The organism is Mucilaginibacter sp. (assembly GCF_039921305.1).
Lineage (GTDB): Bacteria > Bacteroidota > Bacteroidia > Sphingobacteriales > Sphingobacteriaceae > Mucilaginibacter.
The window spans coordinates 52,390-72,543 of sequence record NZ_JBDSCA010000079.1; the positions used below are offsets into that span (position 1 = coordinate 52,390).

Annotated in this window: 20 protein-coding genes; 10 read left to right on the forward strand and 10 right to left on the reverse strand. The window is 41.3% G+C overall.

The window, feature by feature from the left end:
- Positions 1-5: 5 nt before the first annotated feature.
- Positions 6-713 (forward strand): peptidoglycan DD-metalloendopeptidase family protein, encoded by a 708-nt coding sequence (locus ABIN91_RS22695; protein ID WP_348053910.1) that lies wholly within the window; start codon positions 6-8, stop codon positions 711-713.
- A gap of 150 nt (positions 714-863) precedes the next feature.
- Entirely contained in the window at positions 864-1,058 is a 195-nt protein-coding gene (locus ABIN91_RS22700) for a cold shock domain-containing protein (RefSeq protein WP_348053911.1), read from the forward strand.
- 171 nt (positions 1,059-1,229) lie between these two features.
- Here the strand turns inward: ABIN91_RS22700 and ABIN91_RS22705 are convergent, their stop codons facing one another.
- Together ABIN91_RS22705 and ABIN91_RS22710 are read right to left on the reverse strand one after the other, a co-directional pair.
- Positions 1,230-2,303: a glycosyltransferase gene (locus ABIN91_RS22705; protein ID WP_348053912.1), complete on the reverse strand. Its 1,074-nt coding sequence runs from the start codon at positions 2,301-2,303 to the stop codon at positions 1,230-1,232.
- Between the two features lie 40 nt (positions 2,304-2,343).
- Positions 2,344-3,351 (reverse strand): hypothetical protein, encoded by a 1,008-nt coding sequence (locus ABIN91_RS22710; RefSeq protein ID WP_348053913.1) that lies wholly within the window; start codon positions 3,349-3,351, stop codon positions 2,344-2,346.
- Positions 3,352-3,432: 81 nt separating this feature from the next.
- Between ABIN91_RS22710 and ruvC the strand changes: the two genes are divergently transcribed.
- Both ruvC and ABIN91_RS22720 read left to right on the forward strand, forming a co-directional pair.
- Positions 3,433-4,041, forward strand: a complete 609-nt coding sequence (ruvC, locus tag ABIN91_RS22715) for a crossover junction endodeoxyribonuclease RuvC (protein WP_348053914.1) — start codon at positions 3,433-3,435, stop codon at positions 4,039-4,041.
- Positions 4,042-4,488: 447 nt separating this feature from the next.
- Positions 4,489-5,808: an IS4 family transposase gene (locus ABIN91_RS22720; protein WP_348053994.1), complete on the forward strand. Its 1,320-nt coding sequence runs from the start codon at positions 4,489-4,491 to the stop codon at positions 5,806-5,808.
- Between the two features lie 120 nt (positions 5,809-5,928).
- Here ABIN91_RS22720 and ABIN91_RS22725 read toward each other — a convergent pair whose 3' ends face one another.
- From ABIN91_RS22725 to ABIN91_RS22750, 6 genes are all read right to left on the reverse strand, one after another.
- The gene (locus ABIN91_RS22725; protein WP_348053915.1) at positions 5,929-6,336 is read right to left on the reverse strand and encodes an HIT family protein; all 408 of its coding nucleotides are present in this window, start codon (positions 6,334-6,336) and stop codon (positions 5,929-5,931) included.
- Between the two features lie 130 nt (positions 6,337-6,466).
- Positions 6,467-6,940 (reverse strand): transcription elongation factor GreA, encoded by a 474-nt coding sequence (gene greA, locus ABIN91_RS22730; protein ID WP_348053916.1) that lies wholly within the window; start codon positions 6,938-6,940, stop codon positions 6,467-6,469.
- Positions 6,941-7,168: 228 nt separating this feature from the next.
- Entirely contained in the window at positions 7,169-8,104 is a 936-nt protein-coding gene (locus ABIN91_RS22735; RefSeq protein ID WP_348053917.1) for a 2-hydroxyacid dehydrogenase, read from the reverse strand.
- A gap of 19 nt (positions 8,105-8,123) precedes the next feature.
- Positions 8,124-8,597: a DUF3368 domain-containing protein gene (locus ABIN91_RS22740; RefSeq protein WP_348053918.1), complete on the reverse strand. Its 474-nt coding sequence runs from the start codon at positions 8,595-8,597 to the stop codon at positions 8,124-8,126.
- Complete coding sequence (locus tag ABIN91_RS22745) at positions 8,575-8,811, reverse strand: UPF0175 family protein (RefSeq protein WP_348053919.1); 237 nt, start codon at positions 8,809-8,811, stop codon at positions 8,575-8,577. The genes ABIN91_RS22740 and ABIN91_RS22745 overlap by 23 nt, the downstream gene beginning before the upstream one ends.
- A 56-nt stretch (positions 8,812-8,867) precedes the next feature.
- Positions 8,868-10,217: a glycosyltransferase family 39 protein gene (locus tag ABIN91_RS22750; RefSeq protein ID WP_348053920.1), complete on the reverse strand. Its 1,350-nt coding sequence runs from the start codon at positions 10,215-10,217 to the stop codon at positions 8,868-8,870.
- 202 nt (positions 10,218-10,419) lie between these two features.
- Here ABIN91_RS22750 and rimP point away from each other — a divergent pair, with 202 nt between their 5' ends.
- From rimP to ABIN91_RS22775, 5 genes are all read left to right on the forward strand, one after another.
- Complete coding sequence (gene rimP / locus ABIN91_RS22755) at positions 10,420-10,890, forward strand: ribosome assembly cofactor RimP (protein WP_348053921.1); 471 nt, start codon at positions 10,420-10,422, stop codon at positions 10,888-10,890.
- A 4-nt stretch (positions 10,891-10,894) separates the two neighbouring features.
- Positions 10,895-12,130 carry a transcription termination factor NusA gene (gene nusA / locus ABIN91_RS22760; protein WP_348053922.1) on the forward strand — a complete coding sequence of 412 codons (1,236 nt, stop codon included), beginning with the start codon at positions 10,895-10,897 and terminating at the stop codon, positions 12,128-12,130.
- Positions 12,131-12,277: 147 nt separating this feature from the next.
- Positions 12,278-15,307, forward strand: a complete 3,030-nt coding sequence (infB, locus tag ABIN91_RS22765) for a translation initiation factor IF-2 (RefSeq protein ID WP_348053923.1) — start codon at positions 12,278-12,280, stop codon at positions 15,305-15,307.
- Positions 15,308-15,415: 108 nt separating this feature from the next.
- Positions 15,416-16,330: a glycosyltransferase family 2 protein gene (locus tag ABIN91_RS22770; protein WP_348053924.1), complete on the forward strand. Its 915-nt coding sequence runs from the start codon at positions 15,416-15,418 to the stop codon at positions 16,328-16,330.
- 8 nt (positions 16,331-16,338) lie between these two features.
- Complete coding sequence (locus ABIN91_RS22775) at positions 16,339-17,064, forward strand: glycosyltransferase family 2 protein (protein WP_348053925.1); 726 nt, start codon at positions 16,339-16,341, stop codon at positions 17,062-17,064.
- Positions 17,065-17,070: 6 nt separating this feature from the next.
- Here the strand turns inward: ABIN91_RS22775 and ABIN91_RS22780 are convergent, their stop codons facing one another.
- Positions 17,071-18,153: an acyltransferase gene (locus tag ABIN91_RS22780; protein ID WP_348053926.1), complete on the reverse strand. Its 1,083-nt coding sequence runs from the start codon at positions 18,151-18,153 to the stop codon at positions 17,071-17,073.
- 308 nt (positions 18,154-18,461) lie between these two features.
- On the opposite strand from ABIN91_RS22780, the gene ABIN91_RS22785 reads away from it, so the two are divergent.
- On the forward strand, positions 18,462-19,346 hold the full coding sequence (locus ABIN91_RS22785; RefSeq protein WP_348053927.1) for a glycosyltransferase: 885 nt from the start codon (positions 18,462-18,464) through the stop codon (positions 19,344-19,346).
- Here ABIN91_RS22785 and ABIN91_RS22790 read toward each other — a convergent pair.
- Positions 19,343-20,149 carry a DUF5672 family protein gene (locus ABIN91_RS22790; protein ID WP_348053928.1) on the reverse strand — a complete coding sequence of 269 codons (807 nt, stop codon included), beginning with the start codon at positions 20,147-20,149 and terminating at the stop codon, positions 19,343-19,345. The two genes, ABIN91_RS22785 and ABIN91_RS22790, sit on opposite strands and share 4 nt — an antisense overlap.
- Between the last annotated feature and the right edge of the window lie 5 nt (positions 20,150-20,154).

Here is a 20,154-nt window from a genome sequence, read left to right on the forward strand (position 1 = left end):
GTACCATGGATAAGCACCAGCAATTAAAACAATACGTTACCAACAATGCCGGTAAAATTGGTAAACTGATATTTTTTGAGCCCAAGCGCCATAAACTATTACTGTTTGATTTTACCGCTAATAACGCCGAATTGACACCCGAGCTTTTAGGGAGCACAGAGCAGCTATCGTTTTGGGTTTTTGATAAGATGAAGGTAGATAATTGCAGGTATGGTATTGGTGGTTATCTTGAAGACCGGGTGCTTTATAATGGAACCAAATTATTTAATACCGATGGCGACATCCGCAGTCTGCATTTAGGTGTAGATATTTGGGGTGATGCCGAAACCACGGTTTATAATCCCATAGCAGGCAAAGTACACAGTTATCAGGATAATAGCGGCGAGGGTAATTATGGCCCAACCATCATTTTGGAACACGATCTGGATGGCCTTAAACTCTATTCGCTTTACGGGCACCTTAGTCACGAATCATTAATGGGCCTCCATATTGGTATGCCCATGGCCAAAGGCGAGCCGGTGGGGCATTTTGGCGATTGCGAAGAAAATGGTAACTGGCCGCCTCATCTGCACTTTCAGTTGATGTTTGATATGGAAGGTAATGTAGGCGATTATCCAGGTGCATGCCGCTTATCCGAGAAGGAAAGCTATCAACAAAACATTGCCGATCCTAACGTGATATTGCAATTCCCAGAGGATAATATTGTACGTTAATATATTTTGTGCGATTAAATGAGGTCTAAAAACTGTCATTAAAAGGCTTGTAATGCCCCTTATTGTCAATTAATTAAAACAATGCCTTTTAAGTAGGTGATAATTGATTTGAAATGTCTACTTTCGTTCAAATTTTTAATACATAATACAATGTCAGAAGGTAAAGTAAAGTTTTTTAATGAAACAAAAGGGTTTGGATTTATTATTCCTAACGATGGTGGTGAAGAAGTGTTTGTTCACTCTTCAGGCCTGAAAGATCAGATCCGTGAAAACGATTCAGTTCAATACGAAGTAGAACGTGGTAAAAAAGGAATGAACGCTGTTAATGTAGTGGTTGTTGCTTAATTATAGCGCATAAATTATTATCGTGAAAAGCGGTTGATGCAAATCAGCCGCTTTTTTTATGTCCTATAATGATGCAGGCGGTGTCATTCTGAGCGGCAGTCGAAGAATGATGTGGTGGCCGAAATCAATACTATCAAATTCGAAATCGAACATCCGATATCCAAACCCAAATCACCTCACATTCCTACCCTTCCAATTATACTTCTTCGCATTCCCCATAATACCCACATATACAAAGTAAATTACATGTATGGGCGATATAATGCTCAACAGCCCAACCAAATTCTTCCGCTTAAAGAACGCCATGATCGGTACCAGGAAAGCGATCTCGAACACATACTTCAACGCAAATTGAACCAGTAAAAGCTTAAAAAAAGCGATATCATAAAAACTAAGCAAGCCATTGATCAATAGCGACAGGTTAAATAACCATATGCCAACCGCAACCGCAACCACCCGCTTATCTTTATACTTAACAGATTTGGATGCCCAACGCCTGCGTTGTTGCATAAATTCTTTCAAGTTGGGTTTGGCATCGGTATAAACAATGGCTTCACGTTTTTTCAAAAAGCCAATTCTGTTGGGATATCGCTCAGCTACCTTTTGCAACAACAACTCGTCATCGCCCGATGCCAGGTCGTCAATACCCTTAAAACCACCAACCTCATAAAATATATCTTTACGATAAGCAAAGTTGGCCCCGTTACAGGTTGATGCGCGGCTATTGCCAATAAATGCGGCACCTATCCCAATAAGATAGCCAAACTCTAAAGTCTGCATCAATTCAAACAGGCTCTTCTCCTCAAAGTACGTCACCGGCGATGATATCATCACCAGATCATTCGACTGGTAGTAATCCACTACCGATGATAGCCATTGTGTACCCATCCGGCAATCGGCATCGGTAGCAACCAAAAAATCACCTGTGGACAATTTAATGGCCTCGGTTATAGCCCGTTTTTTGTACGAGTTTAACGCCGCCTCATCCTTCAGTTGCAAAAGCCTAACTCCCCGGTCGGCATAGCTGGTAATGATCTCGGCAGTACGGTCTGTTGAGTGATCATCAACAATGATAATCTCAAATAACTCTTTGGGATAATCTTGCGCCAGTATATCGTCAATAGTTAAACCTATCTTTTGCTCTTCATTCCTTGCGGCGATTAGTACTGTAACCTTAGTGGTAAATGGTTTGCCCGATGTTGCCGGGGTTTTTAAATGCGACCAGCCTTTGATCAGATACGACAAAACTGCCAGGTAAATGCCCGTGCACAGAAGCGATATAATACTATGAATTACGATCAAAGAATTTGAGTTTTAAAACGAATACAGAACCTAAAATAGCAGGAACAATTAAATTAGTAAACCATATGGACGAAACTGCCGCCAGCACCGCTATTTGCTGGTTGGTGATAAAGCCAAAAAATGTAGAAGCGGTTAAACCACGTAAGCCAACATCGATCAGGTCTAAGGTTGGTAGTGCCGATTGTACAAAGAAGTTATTAAACACCATCATCATACTCGGGAATACCGGTAAAGCTGGCAATAGTAAATGTAAAACAAGAAAATACTGGAACGAAAATACCGAGAAACGTGCTATGCAAAACAGGAATGTAATAATGAGTTCCTGCGTGGAATATCTTGCTATGATGTCAAAGAAGCGACTGTATTTTTGCAAAAAGGATACCTTGTCCAATTTGGATACAAACCACTTCATGTTAAAATAACAGATGAGTCTGAGCAAGGCGAACGAACCGAATACCAGGCCTATAAGCAACATGAGCCAGCTATTTAAATGGAAGTAGGTAAAAAAAAACCAGCTTATCGCGAGCGATCCCATAACATCGGTAATGGCACCCTGCCCAAACTGACCAATGCCCATTACAAACACGCCATAAGCTCGCTTACGGGCAGGTAAAAACAAAACCCGGCCACCGTATTCGCCCAATCGGTAAGGTGTGAAAATGGCCCAGGTTAGTCCGCAAAATATAGCTTCTACCGATTCCCAAATGCCTATATGTTGCAGTTTGCGGGTTAAGTATTTCCACTTTAAGGCTTCCAGGAACCAGTTAACCAGCATAAGCGCTACAACGGCTACCAATATGGTAACAACCCGGTCGTGATCTATTTTACCTATAAGCGATTTAAACTGCTGGAGTTTGTTATTGTTACTTACCGTGCGATAAATAAAAACGTAAGCCAGCACAATTATGAGTGCTTTAATTGTGTACGAAATTATTTTTTTGGTAGCTTTAGTCAACAGGATAAGATTTTGGTGCAATGTTACAAAATGCATTATACAATGCATCCCTATAAAAGCCTGTTTTTTGTAATTTGTTTTAATTGGAGTTAACCTTTTGTTTATACTTGCTACAGTATGCAGGCGCCCAGTGTTAAAGAACGTATTATTTTAGGTATCGACCCCGGCACTGCCGTAATGGGCTACGGCCTGATCAAAGAAACTGGCTCGAAGGTCGAACTGGTAAGCCTCGGCGTAGTCAAAATGGATCATCTGGACGATCATGCCCTCAAGCTCCAGCGCATCTTCGAGAAAACGATAGCCTTAATAGACGAATACAAGCCCGATTGCATGGCCCTCGAAGCGCCGTTCTACGGCAAAAATATCCAGGTAATGCTCAAGTTGGGTCGTGCTCAAGGCGTAGCTATGGCCGCGGCACTCTCACGAAACCTACCCATCTGCGAGTACGCCCCCCGGAAGATCAAGCAATCCATCACCGGCAACGGTAACGCTACGAAAGAACAGGTAGCCGCCATGCTGCAAACACTGTTAAAGTTTACCGAAACACCGCAGTTTTTGGATGCTACCGATGGTCTCGCTGTAGCCGTATGTCATTCCTTCCAAAAAATAAGCCTCAAAGGAACATCAAGTATAGGTGGCGGCAAAAAAAGCGCCACAGGCTGGGCTGCCTTTATTAAAGATAATTCCGATAGGGTATCAGGCACGAAATCAACTAAGAAGATTTAATTTACCTCAAGAAACTCCAATAGCCAAGGGGGATAAAGTAAGATTTTTTTGCGCCACATTTTCCCTGTCTGCCGACAGGCAGGCATCTTATCTGATATATTTCCCACAAAGGGGGGATAAGGGGGATTATTCATAAAGTATGCTAGCGCGAGCGTCCCGCTCGTGATTTGTATTTCTAGGCCTCTGGCCTCATTCGCACATACAACAACAGTTGTAAGCGTCTACGCCATAGCCGTTAACTTAAGGATTTTTCGAAAAGTTTTTTTGAGATTTGTATAGATTATTTTTATTGAAAAGGCGGTATGTTTTCGAAGCATTTACCGCCTTTTTCTGTTATAAATATAGCCAAAAAAAATCAAAAAGAGGCATTTTCCAAGGGGGAAAGTTCCTTTTAATTTCAATGATGCTGCTTTTTTAAAAGATTACGCGGCCGCCTTACAAGATGGCATTAACTATAGTTTTGAGCCTGATAAGCTTGCATCTCTTGCCCGTCAAAGCGGATTTTTGCAGCGTGGTTCTAAACTTAAACCAGAGGATTTTATTACTACGCTAATGTTTAGTGATCTTGACCATAGCCGGTTAAGTTTACAGGATTGTTGCAATGAACTTGAACAGCAAAGTGGCAAATCATTAAGCAAGGTAGCACTGCACAAACGATTCAATCAACGGAGCCTGGAATTTCTTAAATTGGTCCTTTCAGAGCAAATGTCACTTAAGCTTGACTTAAGCGGGGAAAACGACTGGCCGCCATTCTCCCGGGTATTGATTTCTGATTCTACTAAGTTTGCATTGCCGAAGCAATGTAAGAACGATTACCCCGGTTTTGGTGGGATGCGTAGTCAAGCTTTAATGAATATTCAGTATGCTTTTGATATTAAGTCGGGCAATTGGGAAACATTGGAGTTGGTTAAAGCCACCCAAAGCGATAATGGGTATTCAAAGAGCACATATCAACACATCCTTAAAGGAGATCTGCTTATTCGTGACTTGGGTTATATGACTCATGAATACCTGGCTACCGTGGCGGCTGAAGAAGCTTTTTTCCTGAACAGGCTACACCCGCAATGGAAGCCGGTACAAGCCATCACTGGGAAGTTTATTGACTGGGTAGGACTTTACAAAAAAATGCAAGGCAGCTTTGATAAAAAATTGGAAACGATCGTAACTGTCGGCAAGGGTGAACAGGCTTTTGATTGCCGGCTTATCGCCGTGCCGGTACCGGAACAAGTTTGGGCAGAGCGGATACGTAAAGCAAAAATCAGGGCCAAAAGCCAAAGGCATACGCTTTCTGATGAATATAAGGCGCGTGCACGGTTCAGTGTATTTATCACTAATACTGATGAAAATACGCTTAAAGCCACAGATGTAATTCAATTGTATCGCCTAAGATGGCAGGTTGAACTGATATTCAAAACATGGAAGTCGTTGCTTGATGTACATAAAGTTAAATCCGTAAAAAAAGAACGGTTGGAATGCCAGTTAATCGCGAAGTTCATTTGGATATTATTGAACTGGAAGGCTTTCAGATGCATAGATAGCTTCATTAAAAAAGGGTCGCTAACTTATGCCTGTTCCATGTGGAAGTTCTTTAAACAAGCCAAGCTACACAGCCAATCATTAAAGGGCGTGGTTACAGGGAAATTAACTTGCAGGCACTGGCTCAAGTTGTGTATTCTTCCTATTATCCGGAATATGCTCATCGAACCAAAAAAAGACAAAGAGCCGAGCTTTGCAATTGTAAATGGGATATTCAATCCCTTAAGTTAACGGCTATGGCGTCTACGCTCACGAAGCGCAGGGGGGAATAACGGGGTGTTTTCAAAAAACAAAACGCTCAGCAGCAAGTGCCAGCCGTTCACTCAAAGATACGAAAAATCGCTCAAAAAATCAATCCTCTATAGTTCGCAAAGCCTCTTTAATTCTCAAAGCAACATCAGCCAGTTCTTCCTGGCTCAACTGCAATTTAGGCTTCGAAAAATTCATATCATTCACACCGTTAATAGGTATCAAATGAATATGCGCGTGTGGTACTTCCAATCCAATAACGGTAACGCCTATTCTTGCACAAGGGATAGCTTTCTCAATACCCCTGGCAACTATCTTCGCGAATATTTGCAAACCGGTATACGTTTCATCATCCAGATCAAACAAGTAATCAACCTCCTTTTTAGGTATCACCAACACATGGCCAATAGCCAATGGAGCGATATCTAAAAACGCCAAAAACTCAACCGTTTCGGCAACAACATGGGCGGGTATTTCGCCTGCTACTATTTTGGAAAAGATGCTTGACATTTTTTTAATGATTGAAGCCTGCCTGTCGGCAGACGGGGATTGATTTATTGAAGGATTGAATAGAAGAGTGAAATACTGAAGAATTAAGCAATAGAATATTCAATCACTCAATCCTTCAGTCATTCAATCATTATCTTGATATCTCAAGTATCTCAAACTCTATCTTACCAGCCGGTACAACGATCTCGGTTTTATCACCAACCTTTTTGCCCAATAAACCTTTAGCAATTGGCGATAGCGTAGATATTTTGCCCGATTTTAGATCGGCCTCGGTTTCTGATACCAATTGGTAGGTCATGGTAGCGCCGTTTTTTAGGTTCTTGATCTTTACTACCGATAGCGCAAGCACTTTAGATAGGTCTATCTTCGAATCATCTAATAATCTGGCATTGCTCATCGCATCTTCCAGTTTGGATATTTTAGCCTCGTGGTGCCCTTGAGCATCTTTAGCTGCATCATATTCCGCGTTCTCACTTAAATCACCTTTATCGCGCGCTTCGGCTATCGCGGCAGATATAATTTGTCTGCCTGTAGTTTTTAAGTATTGTAATTCTTCTTTTAATTTTTCTAAACCTTCCTTGGTGTAGTATGCTACATCTGCCATAACTCACGTATTATTTTATGCTGTTAACAATCGGTCAAATCCCGCTAAAAAAAATAGCCCTCCTAAATCAAGAGGACATCAGCGGGTTACTAAAAACAAACAAGACTATATCGGCACTGCCTACATAGTCTTGTTTAGTGTAAAACGAAGATAATGGATTTATGTTTACAATTCCAAATCTTTTAATTTCATCATGCTTTTTTTAAGATTATTTAACAAATAGGTATTCTAATGGTTATCCACGTTCAAGTCTCTTAATTTCTCAGCCATTACCTCGCTAATTTTCCGGTACGATTCAAACGTCCACCCCGCCACATGCGGCGTTAAAATAACCTTGCCGCTTTGTTTCAACTCTTCATACCAAACCTGCTCGCCCAGTACCGGGAATTTCTCTACCTCCAGCACATCTAAACAAGCGCCTAATATTTTGCCGCTTTTTATCCCATTCAAAACTGCCTGCGTTTGCACCACCTTACCGCGCGAGGTATTGATCAGGTAAAAAGGCTTCCTGAAATGGAACAGCAATTCATCATTAAACAGGTAATTGGTTTCTTTAGTAAGCGGAACATGGAAACTCAGCACATCGCTCTGCCTTACAATTTCTTCCATGCTCACTTCACGGGCGTACCTGTCGCTAAAGCCGGTTTTGTATTTATCATAAGCAATAACCTCAACCCCAAATCCCGAAAGTTTTTTGGCGAAGCTTTGCCCCATAAATCCATACCCAACAATGCCCACAATGTGGCCCTTTAACTCGTGCCCGCGGTTAGCTTCACGTTTCCATAAACCATTACGTACTTCGGCATCGGCCCGGTTTAAGTTATTCATCAGGCTTAACAACATTCCGATGGCATGTTCGCCAACGGCATCCATATTACCTTCGGGGGCATTAATCAGCGCGATGCTTTTTTGCCGGGCATAAGCTTCATCAATATTATCCATCCCGGCACCGGCCCGGCAAATAAACTGGAGTTTGGTAGCAGCATCAAACAACGCCTTATTCACCTGGAATTTAGAGCGTACCATTAAGCCTTCATAACCGGCAATAACCGCTAAAGTATCGGCCAAAGTATATTGTGGCTGGTAATTACATTCGTAACCCTGCGCTTCGGCCATTTCAATAAAAATGGGGTGCAGGTCGTCAACTATTAGTATTTTTTTCAATGATATTAGATTGTAATAATTAAATCTTATCGTATTTATCTATTAGTATTTGGAGAAGATTATGAGGAATACGAAAATTTGTGCCTTTTACCATATCAAAATAAGGTTTTAATAGTGGTATTAAACCAACCTCTTTTGCTAATACTAATACACCAACAGTTCCAGTGAATTCTAAATTCAAAGACTTAGCAAGTTTTCGGCCTTTAAGATCGTCCAGAATTAAGGAAGGAGAAATAACTTCGTTAGCCAAAGCAATGGCACTGGCCTCGCCAATGTCTACTACTTCAGCATAAGTATATAATAAATCTCTATCGTTAACAGCTTGTACATGTACCCAGTTTGGCAAGCGTTTTCCATACTCGGCCGCAACTTCGGGAGTGGTAAAAACATTTCCATAAATTTCATTTAGGAAAGCTAAACAACCAATTTTATCCAACAATATGAAACAACTGGCATCAGTGATGATTGTATTAATGCTTTTTGAATCTTTCAACTTCCGCAATTACATCTTCTGCCGTGTACTGAAAATAATCCACATCATACTGCGCCAATACCGCCGGGAAATCCCACTTTTTCATGCCGCACATTTCGGCAGCCTGACCTAAAGTCAATTTGTGCGCTTCATACAGCTTGGCTGCAATCAAACGCACGGTTTCATCGTGCTCTTTTTCAAGCGCATCCGGAACCTGTATTGTCATCGTAGTCATACTATAAAGGTAAGTATAAGATTTTAAATATGAATAGAAACAATAATTAATCAAAATCATACCCGGCCACTATCTTCCATAATCATCCCCATCTCCGTCAATTCAGTTAACTCTATCTCATCCAGATTCTCTTCCTCAATAAACCTCAAACTCAGCTTTTGCATATTAGCCATTAAAAAACCAATCCAAAAAAGCAGTACAGGTATTACCACATCCAGTTGCCTTGGGTAAGCACTTAAAGCACCACTGAGGGCCAGGTAAACACCCGTAACCAATAGCACCAATTTAATAGGGAAAGTAATACGCCGCCAGTTAATAAGCGTCATGATGATACCAAGCACTGTAGCCCACATAATAGACGATCCAATAATAATGTTCCGCCCAATGTTCGCATCCTGGAAAGAATAGGAGTAGGGAAAGTTGAACAACATCCGCGAGACGTTATTACAATAGTTCTGAAAAAACTTCATCGGGTGTTTTTTGATGTTTGCTATAGCCATCTGTTTATAAAGCGCGTCCTGTTCAATAGGTTTCTCTTTTAATACATACATAATATCCTTCACGTGATTATCATGCAGCAGCTTAGCAACCTCTTTAGCTTTAAATAACGCGGGGTATTGCCTGTTCAATAAATTGGGATTCTTCCAATCGCCATACTCATGCTCATACGGTGTACTCATCCAATACAAACTCATCCCGCCCGAATTGCCCCAGTAAAAAAACTTCCCCGTAAGGCTATAAGTATAACACAAGTAAGGCACCGAAACGGCGAACGGGATAGCCAATATTTTAACCGATCTCAAATAACTACTTTTATACTTCCTGAACAGTAAACCCACCAGGCAAGTACCCAAACAAATCACCACCACATACCCAAAAATAACCTTGGTCAGGATAAGATACCCCAGCACTAACCCGGCTATTACAGCATATTTAGTTTTTCCCTTAACATAAAACAAACTAACCGTATAAATAAAGGCCGATACCAACAGATACGTTACCGCCTCGGTATACAAAATTGGTAAAATAGCCAGTGCGCTGGGATAAATAGCCAGCAACAGGCAGAGCACCAACGCAATTTTGCGGCTGGCCAGCAAACTCAATGCTTTGTACAGAAAAACAATAGTAAGGTACAGGTACACCGCGTTCATTAAAATAATATACAAAGCAGGGATACCCAGAGCCACAAAAGGTGTAAGCAACAAGGGATAGCCCGGCCCATTCCACAAATTAATGTAGGGCATTGGTGGCGAATAGTAACCGTTTAATAAATGCTGAGCAAATTCAAAATACCTAACCTCGTCGCCATAAAGTGTTGGCAATTTGTTATGAACTATAACATAGCCATAATAAAAAAGGAAGGGTAGAAATAGGAAGAAGGGGTTACGGGTTAACTTTTTAAACATACTTAACTACAATTGAGAATAAATATACAATTACTGAAATAAAAAAGTAAATCAATTAAATACCAAAAAACCGAAATCGAAATCCCAACATTCGAAATCACTTGACATTCAAATAAAAATCACTATATTTGTATCATTATTAAAGAATACAGGGAGAGGGGACAATAGTCCCCTCTTTTATTTTGTCGATCAAATGGCGGATATGAATATTGAAAAGCGGGTTGCCCAACTGGTTGAAGAAAAATTAGCCGAATTGCCGGGCGTTTTTGTGGTTGATATCAAAATGTTACCTAACCACAAACTCATTATTTTATTAGATGGCGATGAGGGTATAGGCGTTGGCGATTGCGCTAAAGTAAGCCGCTACGTAGGCTTTAAGCTGGAAGAAGAGAACGTGATTGATGAAGCTTATAATTTAGAAGTATCATCGCCGGGTATTGATACACCGCTTACGTTGGTAAGGCAATACGCTAAAAACATTGGCCGTAACCTGGAGATAAAAACAACCGAAGGCGCAAAACGCGAAGGCGAATTGTTAAGCGCAACAGAAGATAACATAGTAATAAACGAAATAATAAAAGCAGGCGTAAAGGGAAGAAAGGCCGAAACAGCTGAGGCCACCATTCCGCTAAGCGACATTGCAGAGGCAAAAGTTTTAATATCATTCAAATAGTACAATGAGCAATATTAATTTAATTGATTCCTTTCAGGAATTTAAGGATTTCAAAAACATCGATCGTCCAACGATGATGAGTGTGCTGGAAGACGTTTTCAGAAGCATGATCCGTAAAAAATACGGAACAGACGAAAACTGCGACGTTATTGTGAACACCGATAATGGTGACTTGGAAATCTGGCGTACACGTGTGGTTATGGAAGATGGCTTTAGCGAAGATGATGACCTGGAAATTGAATTGGCCGAAGCCAAAACATTGGATCCGGATCTGGAAGTTGGCGATGAGCATATCGAACTGATCACCTTAGAAAGCTTTGGCCGCCGTGCCATTTTAGCTGCCCGCCAAACGCTGGTATCTAAAATTTTAGAATTAGAGAAAGACGAGATCTACAAAAAATATAAAGATCGCGTAGGCGAAATTATCACAGGCGAGGTTTACCAGGTTTGGAAAAAAGAAACTTTAGTATTGGATGATGAAGGTAACGAGTTGTTATTACCAAAATCAGAACAGATTCCTGCCGATTATTTCAAAAAAGGTGATAGCGTGCGTGCGGTAGTTTACAAGGTTGATATGATGAATACCAATCCTAAAATTATCATCTCGCGTACAGCGCCCGATTTTTTACAGCGCTTATTTGAATTGGAGGTTCCAGAAATTTTCGACGGTTTAATTACCATCAAAAAGATCGTTCGCGAACCAGGTGAGCGTGCAAAGGTTGCAGTTGAATCATACGATGATCGTATCGATCCGGTTGGTGCCTGTGTGGGTATGAAGGGTTCACGTATCCACGGTATCGTTCGTGAGTTGAAGAACGAAAATATCGATGTGATCAACTTTACCAACAATATTCAGTTATATATACAACGTGCATTGTCGCCTGCTAAAATTACTTCTATTAAATTAGATGATGATAAAAAAACAGCCGCGGTGTACTTAAAACCCGACCAGGTTTCATTAGCTATCGGTCGTGGGGGCCATAATATTAAATTGGCAGGTAAATTGACAGGATACGAAATTGATGTTTACCGCGAGGCTGACGAGCACGAGGAAGATGTGGACATCGAAGAATTTAGCGACGAAATTGAAGGTTGGGTATTAGATGAGTTTAAACGTATTGGTTTAGACACAGCAAAATCTATACTGGCTTTAAGCGTTGGCGAATTAGTAAAACGTACTGACCTTGAAGAAGAAACCGTGAAAGATGTACTTTCTATTCTTCAGGCAGAATTTGAATAAGCAGAATAACGGAACCATCATGAGCTAAGAAATTACAACCAACATTTGTAAAACGGCTCATGATAGCTCCATTCCATTGAAAACAAATTAGACCAATGGAAATAAAAACGTATTTTTGCAAAAATAAAGCGGAGAAACAATTAATAAATGTCAGACGACAAATCCATAAAGTTATTTAAAGCAGCAAAAGAGCTGAACATTGGTACTGGTACTATTGTTGACTTTTTAGCGTCCAAAGGCTACAAGATAGAAAAGCAGCCTAACGCTAAAATAGAAGGCGAGATGTATGATGCCCTGTTGAAGGAATTTCAATTTGATAAAAATATCAAAGAAGAGGCAAAACAGATCAGTATTGGTAAGATCAGACGCGAAGAGCAGGCACCTGGGTCAGAAGTGGCTCATACTTCGCCTGCACGTTCAAAGGATTTTGAACACGAGGAAATTTTAGTAAAAAATTTACATTCATACAGTGCACCGCAAGCTCCGGTTGCGCCGCCCGTGGTTGAAAAACCTAAGCCGGTTGTACCCGAAGAGCGCGATGATAGTACACTTCAGGGTGTTAAGGTTGTTGGTAAAATTAACCTTGACGACCTGAATGCTAAAACACGCCCTGAAAAGAAAGCGGAAGAACCTGTTAAGGAAGAACCTGTAGTAGCGGCACCGGCACCGGTTGAAGTTAAAGCTCCGGAAGTTAAACCTGAAGAGGTTAAAGCTCCAGAGCCAAAACCAGAACCAGTTGTTGCCGAAGAAAAACCTGTAGTGGTTACACCTCCGGCCGCTCCGGCACCGGTTGTGGCAGCACCTCCGGTAGCAGAAGTTCCTATAGCAGCTCCGGCAACACCGGTTGCAGAAGCACCAGCAGCTCCAGAAGAAGCAGGTGACGATGTTATCCGCGCTAAAGCAGAGCAATTAACAGGCCCTAAGGTTATTGGTAAAATCGTTCTTCCGGTTGATCAGCCTAAGCGTAACTCGCCTGTGGCATCGTCAAACGCTGCTAACAGCGCTGCCGAGCAACGCCGCAAACGTAAACGTAAAGATAATCCTCCTGGTCAAAACCCGGGTGGTGGTCAAGGGCAAGGTCAACAAGGACAAGGTCAGGGTCAACGTCCGCAAGGCGCGCCGGGTCAGCAGGCACCTCAGGGTGGTGGCGCTCCGGGTAACCGTCCGGGCTTCAATAAACCAGCCGGTCCGGGTCCTTCACGTCCCGATTTCCGGAACAAAGGGCAACAACCTGTTTCTAACGGCGGTACTAAAGAAGAACCTTCAGAAAAAGAAATACAAGATCAAATTAAGGCAACACTCGCCAGGTTGAGCGGTGCAGGTAAGTCGGGTAAATTTGCCCAACGTGCTAAGTTCCGTCGCCAAAAGCGTGATGATGTTGCGGCATCTGCCGAACAGGATGCAATGGATCAGGAAATGCAATCAAAGGTTATCAAGGTAACCGAGTTTGTAACCGCCAATGAATTAGCTTCCATGATGGATGTTAGTGTGACGCAAATTATCTCAACTTGTATGAGCTTGGGTATGTTTGTGTCTATTAACCAACGTTTGGATGCCGAAACGCTAAGCATCGTTGCCGAAGAGTTTGGTTACGAAGTTGAGTTTGTTAAACCACAGGATGAAGAAAGTACATTAGATGAACCTGATGCTCCTGAAGATCTGATCCCTCGTGCACCAATTGTTACGATAATGGGTCACGTAGATCATGGTAAAACATCATTGCTGGATTTTATCCGCAATACAAACGTAATAGGCGGTGAGGCCGGGGGTATAACCCAGCACATTGGCGCTTACGAAGTATCGTTAAAAGACAATCAAAAGATCACCTTCCTGGATACACCGGGTCACGAAGCGTTTACCGCTATGCGTGCTCGTGGTGCACAGGTAACAGATATTGTAATTATTGTTATCGCTGCTGATGATAGCGTGATGCCACAAACCCGCGAGGCCATAAACCATGCGCAGGCTGCAGGCGCGCCAATCGTGTTCGCGTTTAACAAGATAGACAGGCCGGGCGCTAACGCGGATAAAATTCGTGAACAATTATCAGCCATGAATATTTTGGTTGAAGAGTGGGGTGGTAAATTCCAAACTCAAGAGATATCGGCCAAAACAGGTTTAAATGTTGATCTTTTATTAGAGAAAATATTACTTGAAGCTGAATTGCTTGAACTGAAAGCTAACCCTAATAAACGTGCCGTAGGTACCGTTATTGAGGCTGCTTTAGATAAAGGCCGTGGTATTGTTACCACAGTATTGGTACAGGCAGGCCGTTTAAAGGTAGGTGACCCAATATTGGCAGGTTGCTACAGCGGCCGTGTTAAGGCGTTAACCAACGAACGTGGCCAAAGGGTTGAGTCTGCTGGTCCATCAACACCGGTACAGGTGTTGGGTATGCAGGGCGCGCCTACAGCGGGTGATAAGTTCAACGCGTTAGATAGTGAACCAGAAGCACGCGAAATTGCAAACAAACGTTTACAGTTACAACGTGAGCAAGGTTTACGTACCCAAAAACACATCACACTTGATGAGATCGGTCGTCGTTTGGCTATCGGTAACTTCAAGGAGCTTAACATTATTGTTAAGGGTGACGTGGATGGTTCTATCGAGGCCTTGTCAGATTCATTGCTGAAACTATCAACAGATCAGATCCAGGTAAACATCATATCAAAAGCAGTAGGTCAGATCTCCGAGTCGGATGTATTGTTAGCTTCCGCTTCGGATGCGATCATCATCGGTTTTCAGGTTCGTCCTTCGGGCAGTGCGCGTAAGCTTGCTGAACAAGAGCAAATTGATATCCGTTTATACTCCATCATTTACGATGCCATTAACGAGATCAAAACCGCGATGGAAGGTATGTTGGCACCAACGTTCGAAGAGAAGATCGTCGCTAACGTTGAGATCCGCGAAACCTTCAAGATTAGCAAGGTTGGTACAATCGCAGGTTGTATGGTGTTAGATGGTACCATAACCCGTAATAGTAAGATCCGTATCATCCGCGAAGGTGTGGTAATTTACACCGGCGAACTGGCTTCGTTAAAACGTTATAAAGACGATGTTAAAGAAGTTGCCCGCGGTTACGAGTGTGGTTTAAATATCCACAACTTTAACAACATTGAGGTTAACGATATTGTTGAAGCTTACGAAAACGTAGAAGTTAAACGCAAGCTGGCATAAGCAACAAGCTTTAAAATACAAAGCCTCCGGAAGTTTATCTTTTGGAGGCTTTTTTATTCTACAACTTTACCTGCCCCACAATGTTTTATATTTGAGGCAACTATATCTATGATGAATCAACAACCTTTGGTTTCTGTAGCGCTCTGTGTTTATAACGGCGAAAAGTACCTGGAACTTCAATTGGATTCCATACTCAATCAGGACTACCAAAACCTGGAAGTTATTGCTGTTAACGATTGCTCTAAAGATAACTCGCAAGCCATTTTAGAAAGCTATGTTGAACGATACAGCAACCTTAAAGTTTTTAATAACGAAAAAAACTTGGGCTACGTCAAAAATTTTGAGCGGGCTATAACCTTATGCGAGGGGAAATACATCGCTTTATCTGACCAGGATGATATTTGGCATCCGCAAAAAATATCAAAGCAGGTAGCCGCTATTGGCGATGCGGTGCTTATTTACCATGATTCGGAATTTATTGATGAGGAAGGTAATAGTTTAAACAAAAATGTATCCGATATTTTAAACTTATATGAGGGTGATTCGCCCTTGCCGTTTTTATTTATGAATTGTGTTTCGGGCCATGCTATACTATTTGATAATAAGCTGATTGAATATGCTTTGCCATTCAACCCTCAGTTTTTTCATGATTGGTGGCTGGCTTTTGTTGCGGGTAACGTGGGTAGTGTTAAAGTAATACGTGAGCCATTGGTTAAGTACAGACAGCATACTACCAATACCATCGACATTTTAGAAAGCAAGCGCGATATGGCCGTTGAAAAACCTAACGAGCTACTGGATAAAAAGGCTTGGGCCGTTTATTGCGGTACGTTTAATGGGCAATATTCAGAATATATCAAACGAATTACACGTTTAGTTAGGCGCGATTTATCATTTTTTAGCAAATTGCAGCTATATTACCTCATGCTTAAACATAAGCGTGAATTTCAATACATCAGTAAATCGCCATTGAAAAGGCAGGCTAAAGATATTAAAACGCTTGTTTTTGGTATCCATAAATAATTAAAGTTATGAAGATCAGTTTCCTGATATTAACCTGGAACCGGTATAAGTTTTTAGAGCAATGCCTCAGCAATTTGCTGGCTTCTATTGATGATCTGTCTGATTGCGAGATCGTGATAATGGACAACGGTTCTACCGATGCTACGCATGATGTTCTGGAAAAATATAAGAATCATAAAAGCTTCCGGATCATTAAACTGAAAAAAAACTACGGTATCAGCTCGTACAAAAAGCTGTTCAGGGAGGTAAAAGGCAAATATGCCGTTATTGTTGATGACGATGTATTGAGCTTTCCGCAAGGTTTGGATAAGATTTTTGCAGACTATATGACCACCTACACCGATTACGGTTTTGTAGCTTTAAACGTTATCCAAAACGAATTGACCAACGGTGCCAAACCCGGCCCCGAACATTATACCGATGATGTGCGTGGCGACAAGGTAATTGAGCGCGGCCCAACCGGTGGCTGGTGTACCTGTTACCGTAAATCGGATTATAATAAAATTAAATGGCGCCTCTATTTTGCTAAAATGGATATGAAAATGAGCGAAGACGGTGTGCTGTCGTCCTTATTATCAATCCGTTTAAAGTTAAAGGCCGGCTTAATTAAAAACGCGGTTTGCTTACATGCCTGCGGCCCATATTACGCAAAAGAATACGGACACCTTAAGCGCGAATTTGAAAAATATACTGCATCGGGCCTGCCCGAATTTGCGGAAAGATTTAAAGAGTAATCCCGTTTATTGCCCTACTATCCAGCTAATCCGTTTAGGCGCGTAGGTGAGTAGCAAGGTTAATCCGTACGATACGCCGTAAACCATTACAAAACGTATCAACTGCATCCCGATAATCTGCGGAACGTTGTTGATATCATCGTGATAACCCAGGGGGTAAAATATGAGCGGTAAAAAGTGGAATATGATCAACTGGTGGATCAGGTAAATACCATAGGTAGTATGCCTTGGTTTAAAAACACTCACATTAAAGTACTTACTGTATTTAAATAGCGCAACAAACGCCACCAGCGAATAGAGGATATTTGAAGCTCTTAAAGTATTGAATCCATCGGTTGAACCTAACCGAAGTAAATGATAGCTTTCGGCTATCGCGATAGCTAAAGTTACGAGTAGAGCTAAGGTTAGTATCCATCCCGATAGCGAGTTCACCCAGTTTTTAAAGGCATCGTAATGCCTGTGCAGCTGGTACCCTAACCATAGGTAAAACACAAAACCTACTACAGCTGTAGTGTGCGATGTTTCTATCCAGTTGAAATAAAGGTTTACGGAATAAAACAGCGATAATAAAAGCAAGATCCCGCCAAAATAGTATGAATCTAAATATTTACGGAAAGCCAGCAACATACCCAAACAGATCATAAAGTTTAATATGAACCAGTAGTTGGTAAAAAGCAAGGTGTTTTTAAGCTGATAGGTAATAGGCAGGGTAGGCGTTTGCCAAAAATCAGACGGGTGGAATTTGAAATAAATAATGGCCGATGTTACGTAGCTTAAAAGGATGTACAAAAACACCCAAAACAGCCAGGGCTTAATGGTATTGCTAAAGCGCTTGGCCATATAATCTTTAGCAGTAGTGGTTTTGATCTTATCGCCAATTAAAAATCCGGAGAGTAAAAAGAAGATGATGGTACCGAATTTATAGATCTGAATGTTACCGATCACCGTAAGGCGTTGTAACATGGTTGGATAAAAGATACCATAAAAATTACCACAGTGCTCCATCACGATACCTATCATGGATATAAAGCGCATGCTATCGATAAACGTGTAGGTGGTTTTGGTGGTAGGTGTAATGAGTTGTTCCAAGTTGGTATAATGGTTTGCTATCTCTCTGACGGTATTTGTAACAGATAGTTTGATTTGATATTTTTTCTTTTTCGATTTTGATCGAAATGCTTTGGCTTAGTTAATCAGGTTCTGTTTGAATATCAATTTCGTTGTATTTATTTAAGGGGGCGAAAACCGTATCTTCGTAAAAGTTATCAGTCTTTATTTAATTAGAACGGATACGAATACAAAAATACGCTGTTTGATGAAAATAGAATGAAATATCAACAATACAGTATAGTAACGGTTTAATTGGTAAAAGTTTATAATACACCTTATCTACCTTCATGATATCCATCATCATATCTTCGGCAAAGAAAGAATTATTAGAGCAGGTACGCAAAAATGTTGAAAATACTATTGGTGTTGCCTATGAGATCATCGCCTATGATAACAGCGATGGTGCCAAGGGCATGTGCCAGATCTACAACCAGGGTATCCGCGCGGCTAAGTATAATGTTTTATGTTTTATGCACGAAGACATAGCAATCAAAACCCAAAACTGGGGCGAGGCTGTTGTGAGCACCTTTACAGCACGTGAAGATATTGGTTTGATAGGCGTTGCCGGGAGTGCTTATCGCCCCATAACCCCAACATCGTGGAATGGGATAGGCAGCGAAAATTACTATACCAACCTGATACAATGTTACAAATTTACCGAAGGGGAAAGCAAGCACGAATACCGTAATCCTGATAAGGTTAAGCTGGCCCCCGTGGTATGTGTTGACGGGGTGTGGTTTTGCACCACTAAAGCATTAGCCAGCAAATATATGTTTGATGAGAGCTTTACTGGTTTCCACGTATACGATATTGATTTTTCGCTAACGATAGGGCAGGAGAAAACGGTTGCCGTTACCTTTGATGTATTGCTCGAGCATTTTTCGGAAGGGAGCTATAACGAGCATTGGTTAAAGGATACCATTAAGTTACAGGATAAATGGTTCCATATTTTACCCAAAGAAGCTGAGCCGCATACGTTGCAGGATAAGATCAGGATAGAGAAAAAATCATTCCGGTATTTTGTGGAGCAACTGGTTAAAAGCAATCAATCTATGGATATTGCCGATCACTTTTTATGGAAGGATAGTAAAATGCGCACGTTGAGCTTTAAGCTGTTTATCAAGCTGCAATACTATGTGCTGCGTACCCGTTTAAAATTATCAAGATCCTAAATTGTATAACCGTAGCGGGCAAATATCGTTCGCCAAAACTCCACGTTGCGGTTCCAGGCGTGGCAGCCAAATGGTAGGCGGTTATTATTAAGTTTTAATGCCTTATGCGGAGCGTGTTCAAAAGCGAATTTCAATCCGGTTTTAAAGCCGGGGATATTTAATATTTTCCGTTTGCGGTTTACCTCAATACTCCAAAAGGAATCCTCATTAAAATAATGCCACCCTTCGGCAAGGTATTCTTCTATTTTAGGTTTATGGGTTACACATAAGTTTTTAAATTTATTAACCCTGCGTAATGAGAAACCGCCATTACCAACCTTGTTTATAAACTGCATATCACTCGGCATTCCTTTTACATACACATTAAAACGAGCATGATAAAGTCGTTGGATTCTTGATTTTACGGCCTTAAACAAATCTGTGTAACCATTAATGCGTAACCAGGGTGCACCAATGTAATCAATATCACGGTTGCACCAATTTAGCAATTCGTCGTTAAATACAAAGGCATCCAATTGGTGAATTAGTATGTATTCGTAAGCGGTAAACGCGGCATAAAATTCTTCGGCTAACATTAGTTTATTATAGCCCTGCACACTGGCAAAGTAGCTATCATCAAAACTAATGGTACCTGTAAAGTTATATTTGGATGCTATCGAACTAAGATCCAACGATTGGGGCTTAACCGCGATAATGGGATATGATGATAAGATCTTTTCGCATTGGGCAAGGGCTATGTGTTCGTATTCCGAGATATCGCTCGTGTAAAACGGAACAATTACAGCTACTTTTTTATCGCCCATTATAA

What these genes read in the sequence shown, in the direction of transcription:
- ABIN91_RS22790 (WP_348053928.1), bottom strand. Translation starts at nt 20,149, where the DNA reads ATGGGCGATAAAAAAGTAGCTGTAATTGTTCCGTTTTACACGAGCGAT.
- ABIN91_RS22710 (WP_348053913.1), bottom strand. Translation starts at nt 3,351, where the DNA reads ATGCATTTTGTAACATTGCACCAAAATCTTATCCTGTTGACTAAAGCT.
- ABIN91_RS22695 (WP_348053910.1), top strand. Translation starts at nt 6, where the DNA reads ATGGATAAGCACCAGCAATTAAAACAATACGTTACCAACAATGCCGGT.
- rimP (WP_348053921.1), top strand. Translation starts at nt 10,420, where the DNA reads ATGAATATTGAAAAGCGGGTTGCCCAACTGGTTGAAGAAAAATTAGCC.
- greA (WP_348053916.1), bottom strand. Translation starts at nt 6,940, where the DNA reads ATGGCAGATGTAGCATACTACACCAAGGAAGGTTTAGAAAAATTAAAA.
- infB (WP_348053923.1), top strand. Translation starts at nt 12,278, where the DNA reads ATGTCAGACGACAAATCCATAAAGTTATTTAAAGCAGCAAAAGAGCTG.
- ABIN91_RS22725 (WP_348053915.1), bottom strand. Translation starts at nt 6,336, where the DNA reads ATGTCAAGCATCTTTTCCAAAATAGTAGCAGGCGAAATACCCGCCCAT.
- ABIN91_RS22775 (WP_348053925.1), top strand. Translation starts at nt 16,339, where the DNA reads ATGAAGATCAGTTTCCTGATATTAACCTGGAACCGGTATAAGTTTTTA.
- nusA (WP_348053922.1), top strand. Translation starts at nt 10,895, where the DNA reads ATGAGCAATATTAATTTAATTGATTCCTTTCAGGAATTTAAGGATTTC.
- ruvC (WP_348053914.1), top strand. Translation starts at nt 3,433, where the DNA reads ATGCAGGCGCCCAGTGTTAAAGAACGTATTATTTTAGGTATCGACCCC.
- ABIN91_RS22770 (WP_348053924.1), top strand. Translation starts at nt 15,416, where the DNA reads ATGATGAATCAACAACCTTTGGTTTCTGTAGCGCTCTGTGTTTATAAC.
- ABIN91_RS22785 (WP_348053927.1), top strand. Translation starts at nt 18,462, where the DNA reads ATGATATCCATCATCATATCTTCGGCAAAGAAAGAATTATTAGAGCAG.
- ABIN91_RS22750 (WP_348053920.1), bottom strand. Translation starts at nt 10,217, where the DNA reads ATGTTTAAAAAGTTAACCCGTAACCCCTTCTTCCTATTTCTACCCTTC.
- ABIN91_RS22700 (WP_348053911.1), top strand. Translation starts at nt 864, where the DNA reads ATGTCAGAAGGTAAAGTAAAGTTTTTTAATGAAACAAAAGGGTTTGGA.
- ABIN91_RS22745 (WP_348053919.1), bottom strand. Translation starts at nt 8,811, where the DNA reads ATGACTACGATGACAATACAGGTTCCGGATGCGCTTGAAAAAGAGCAC.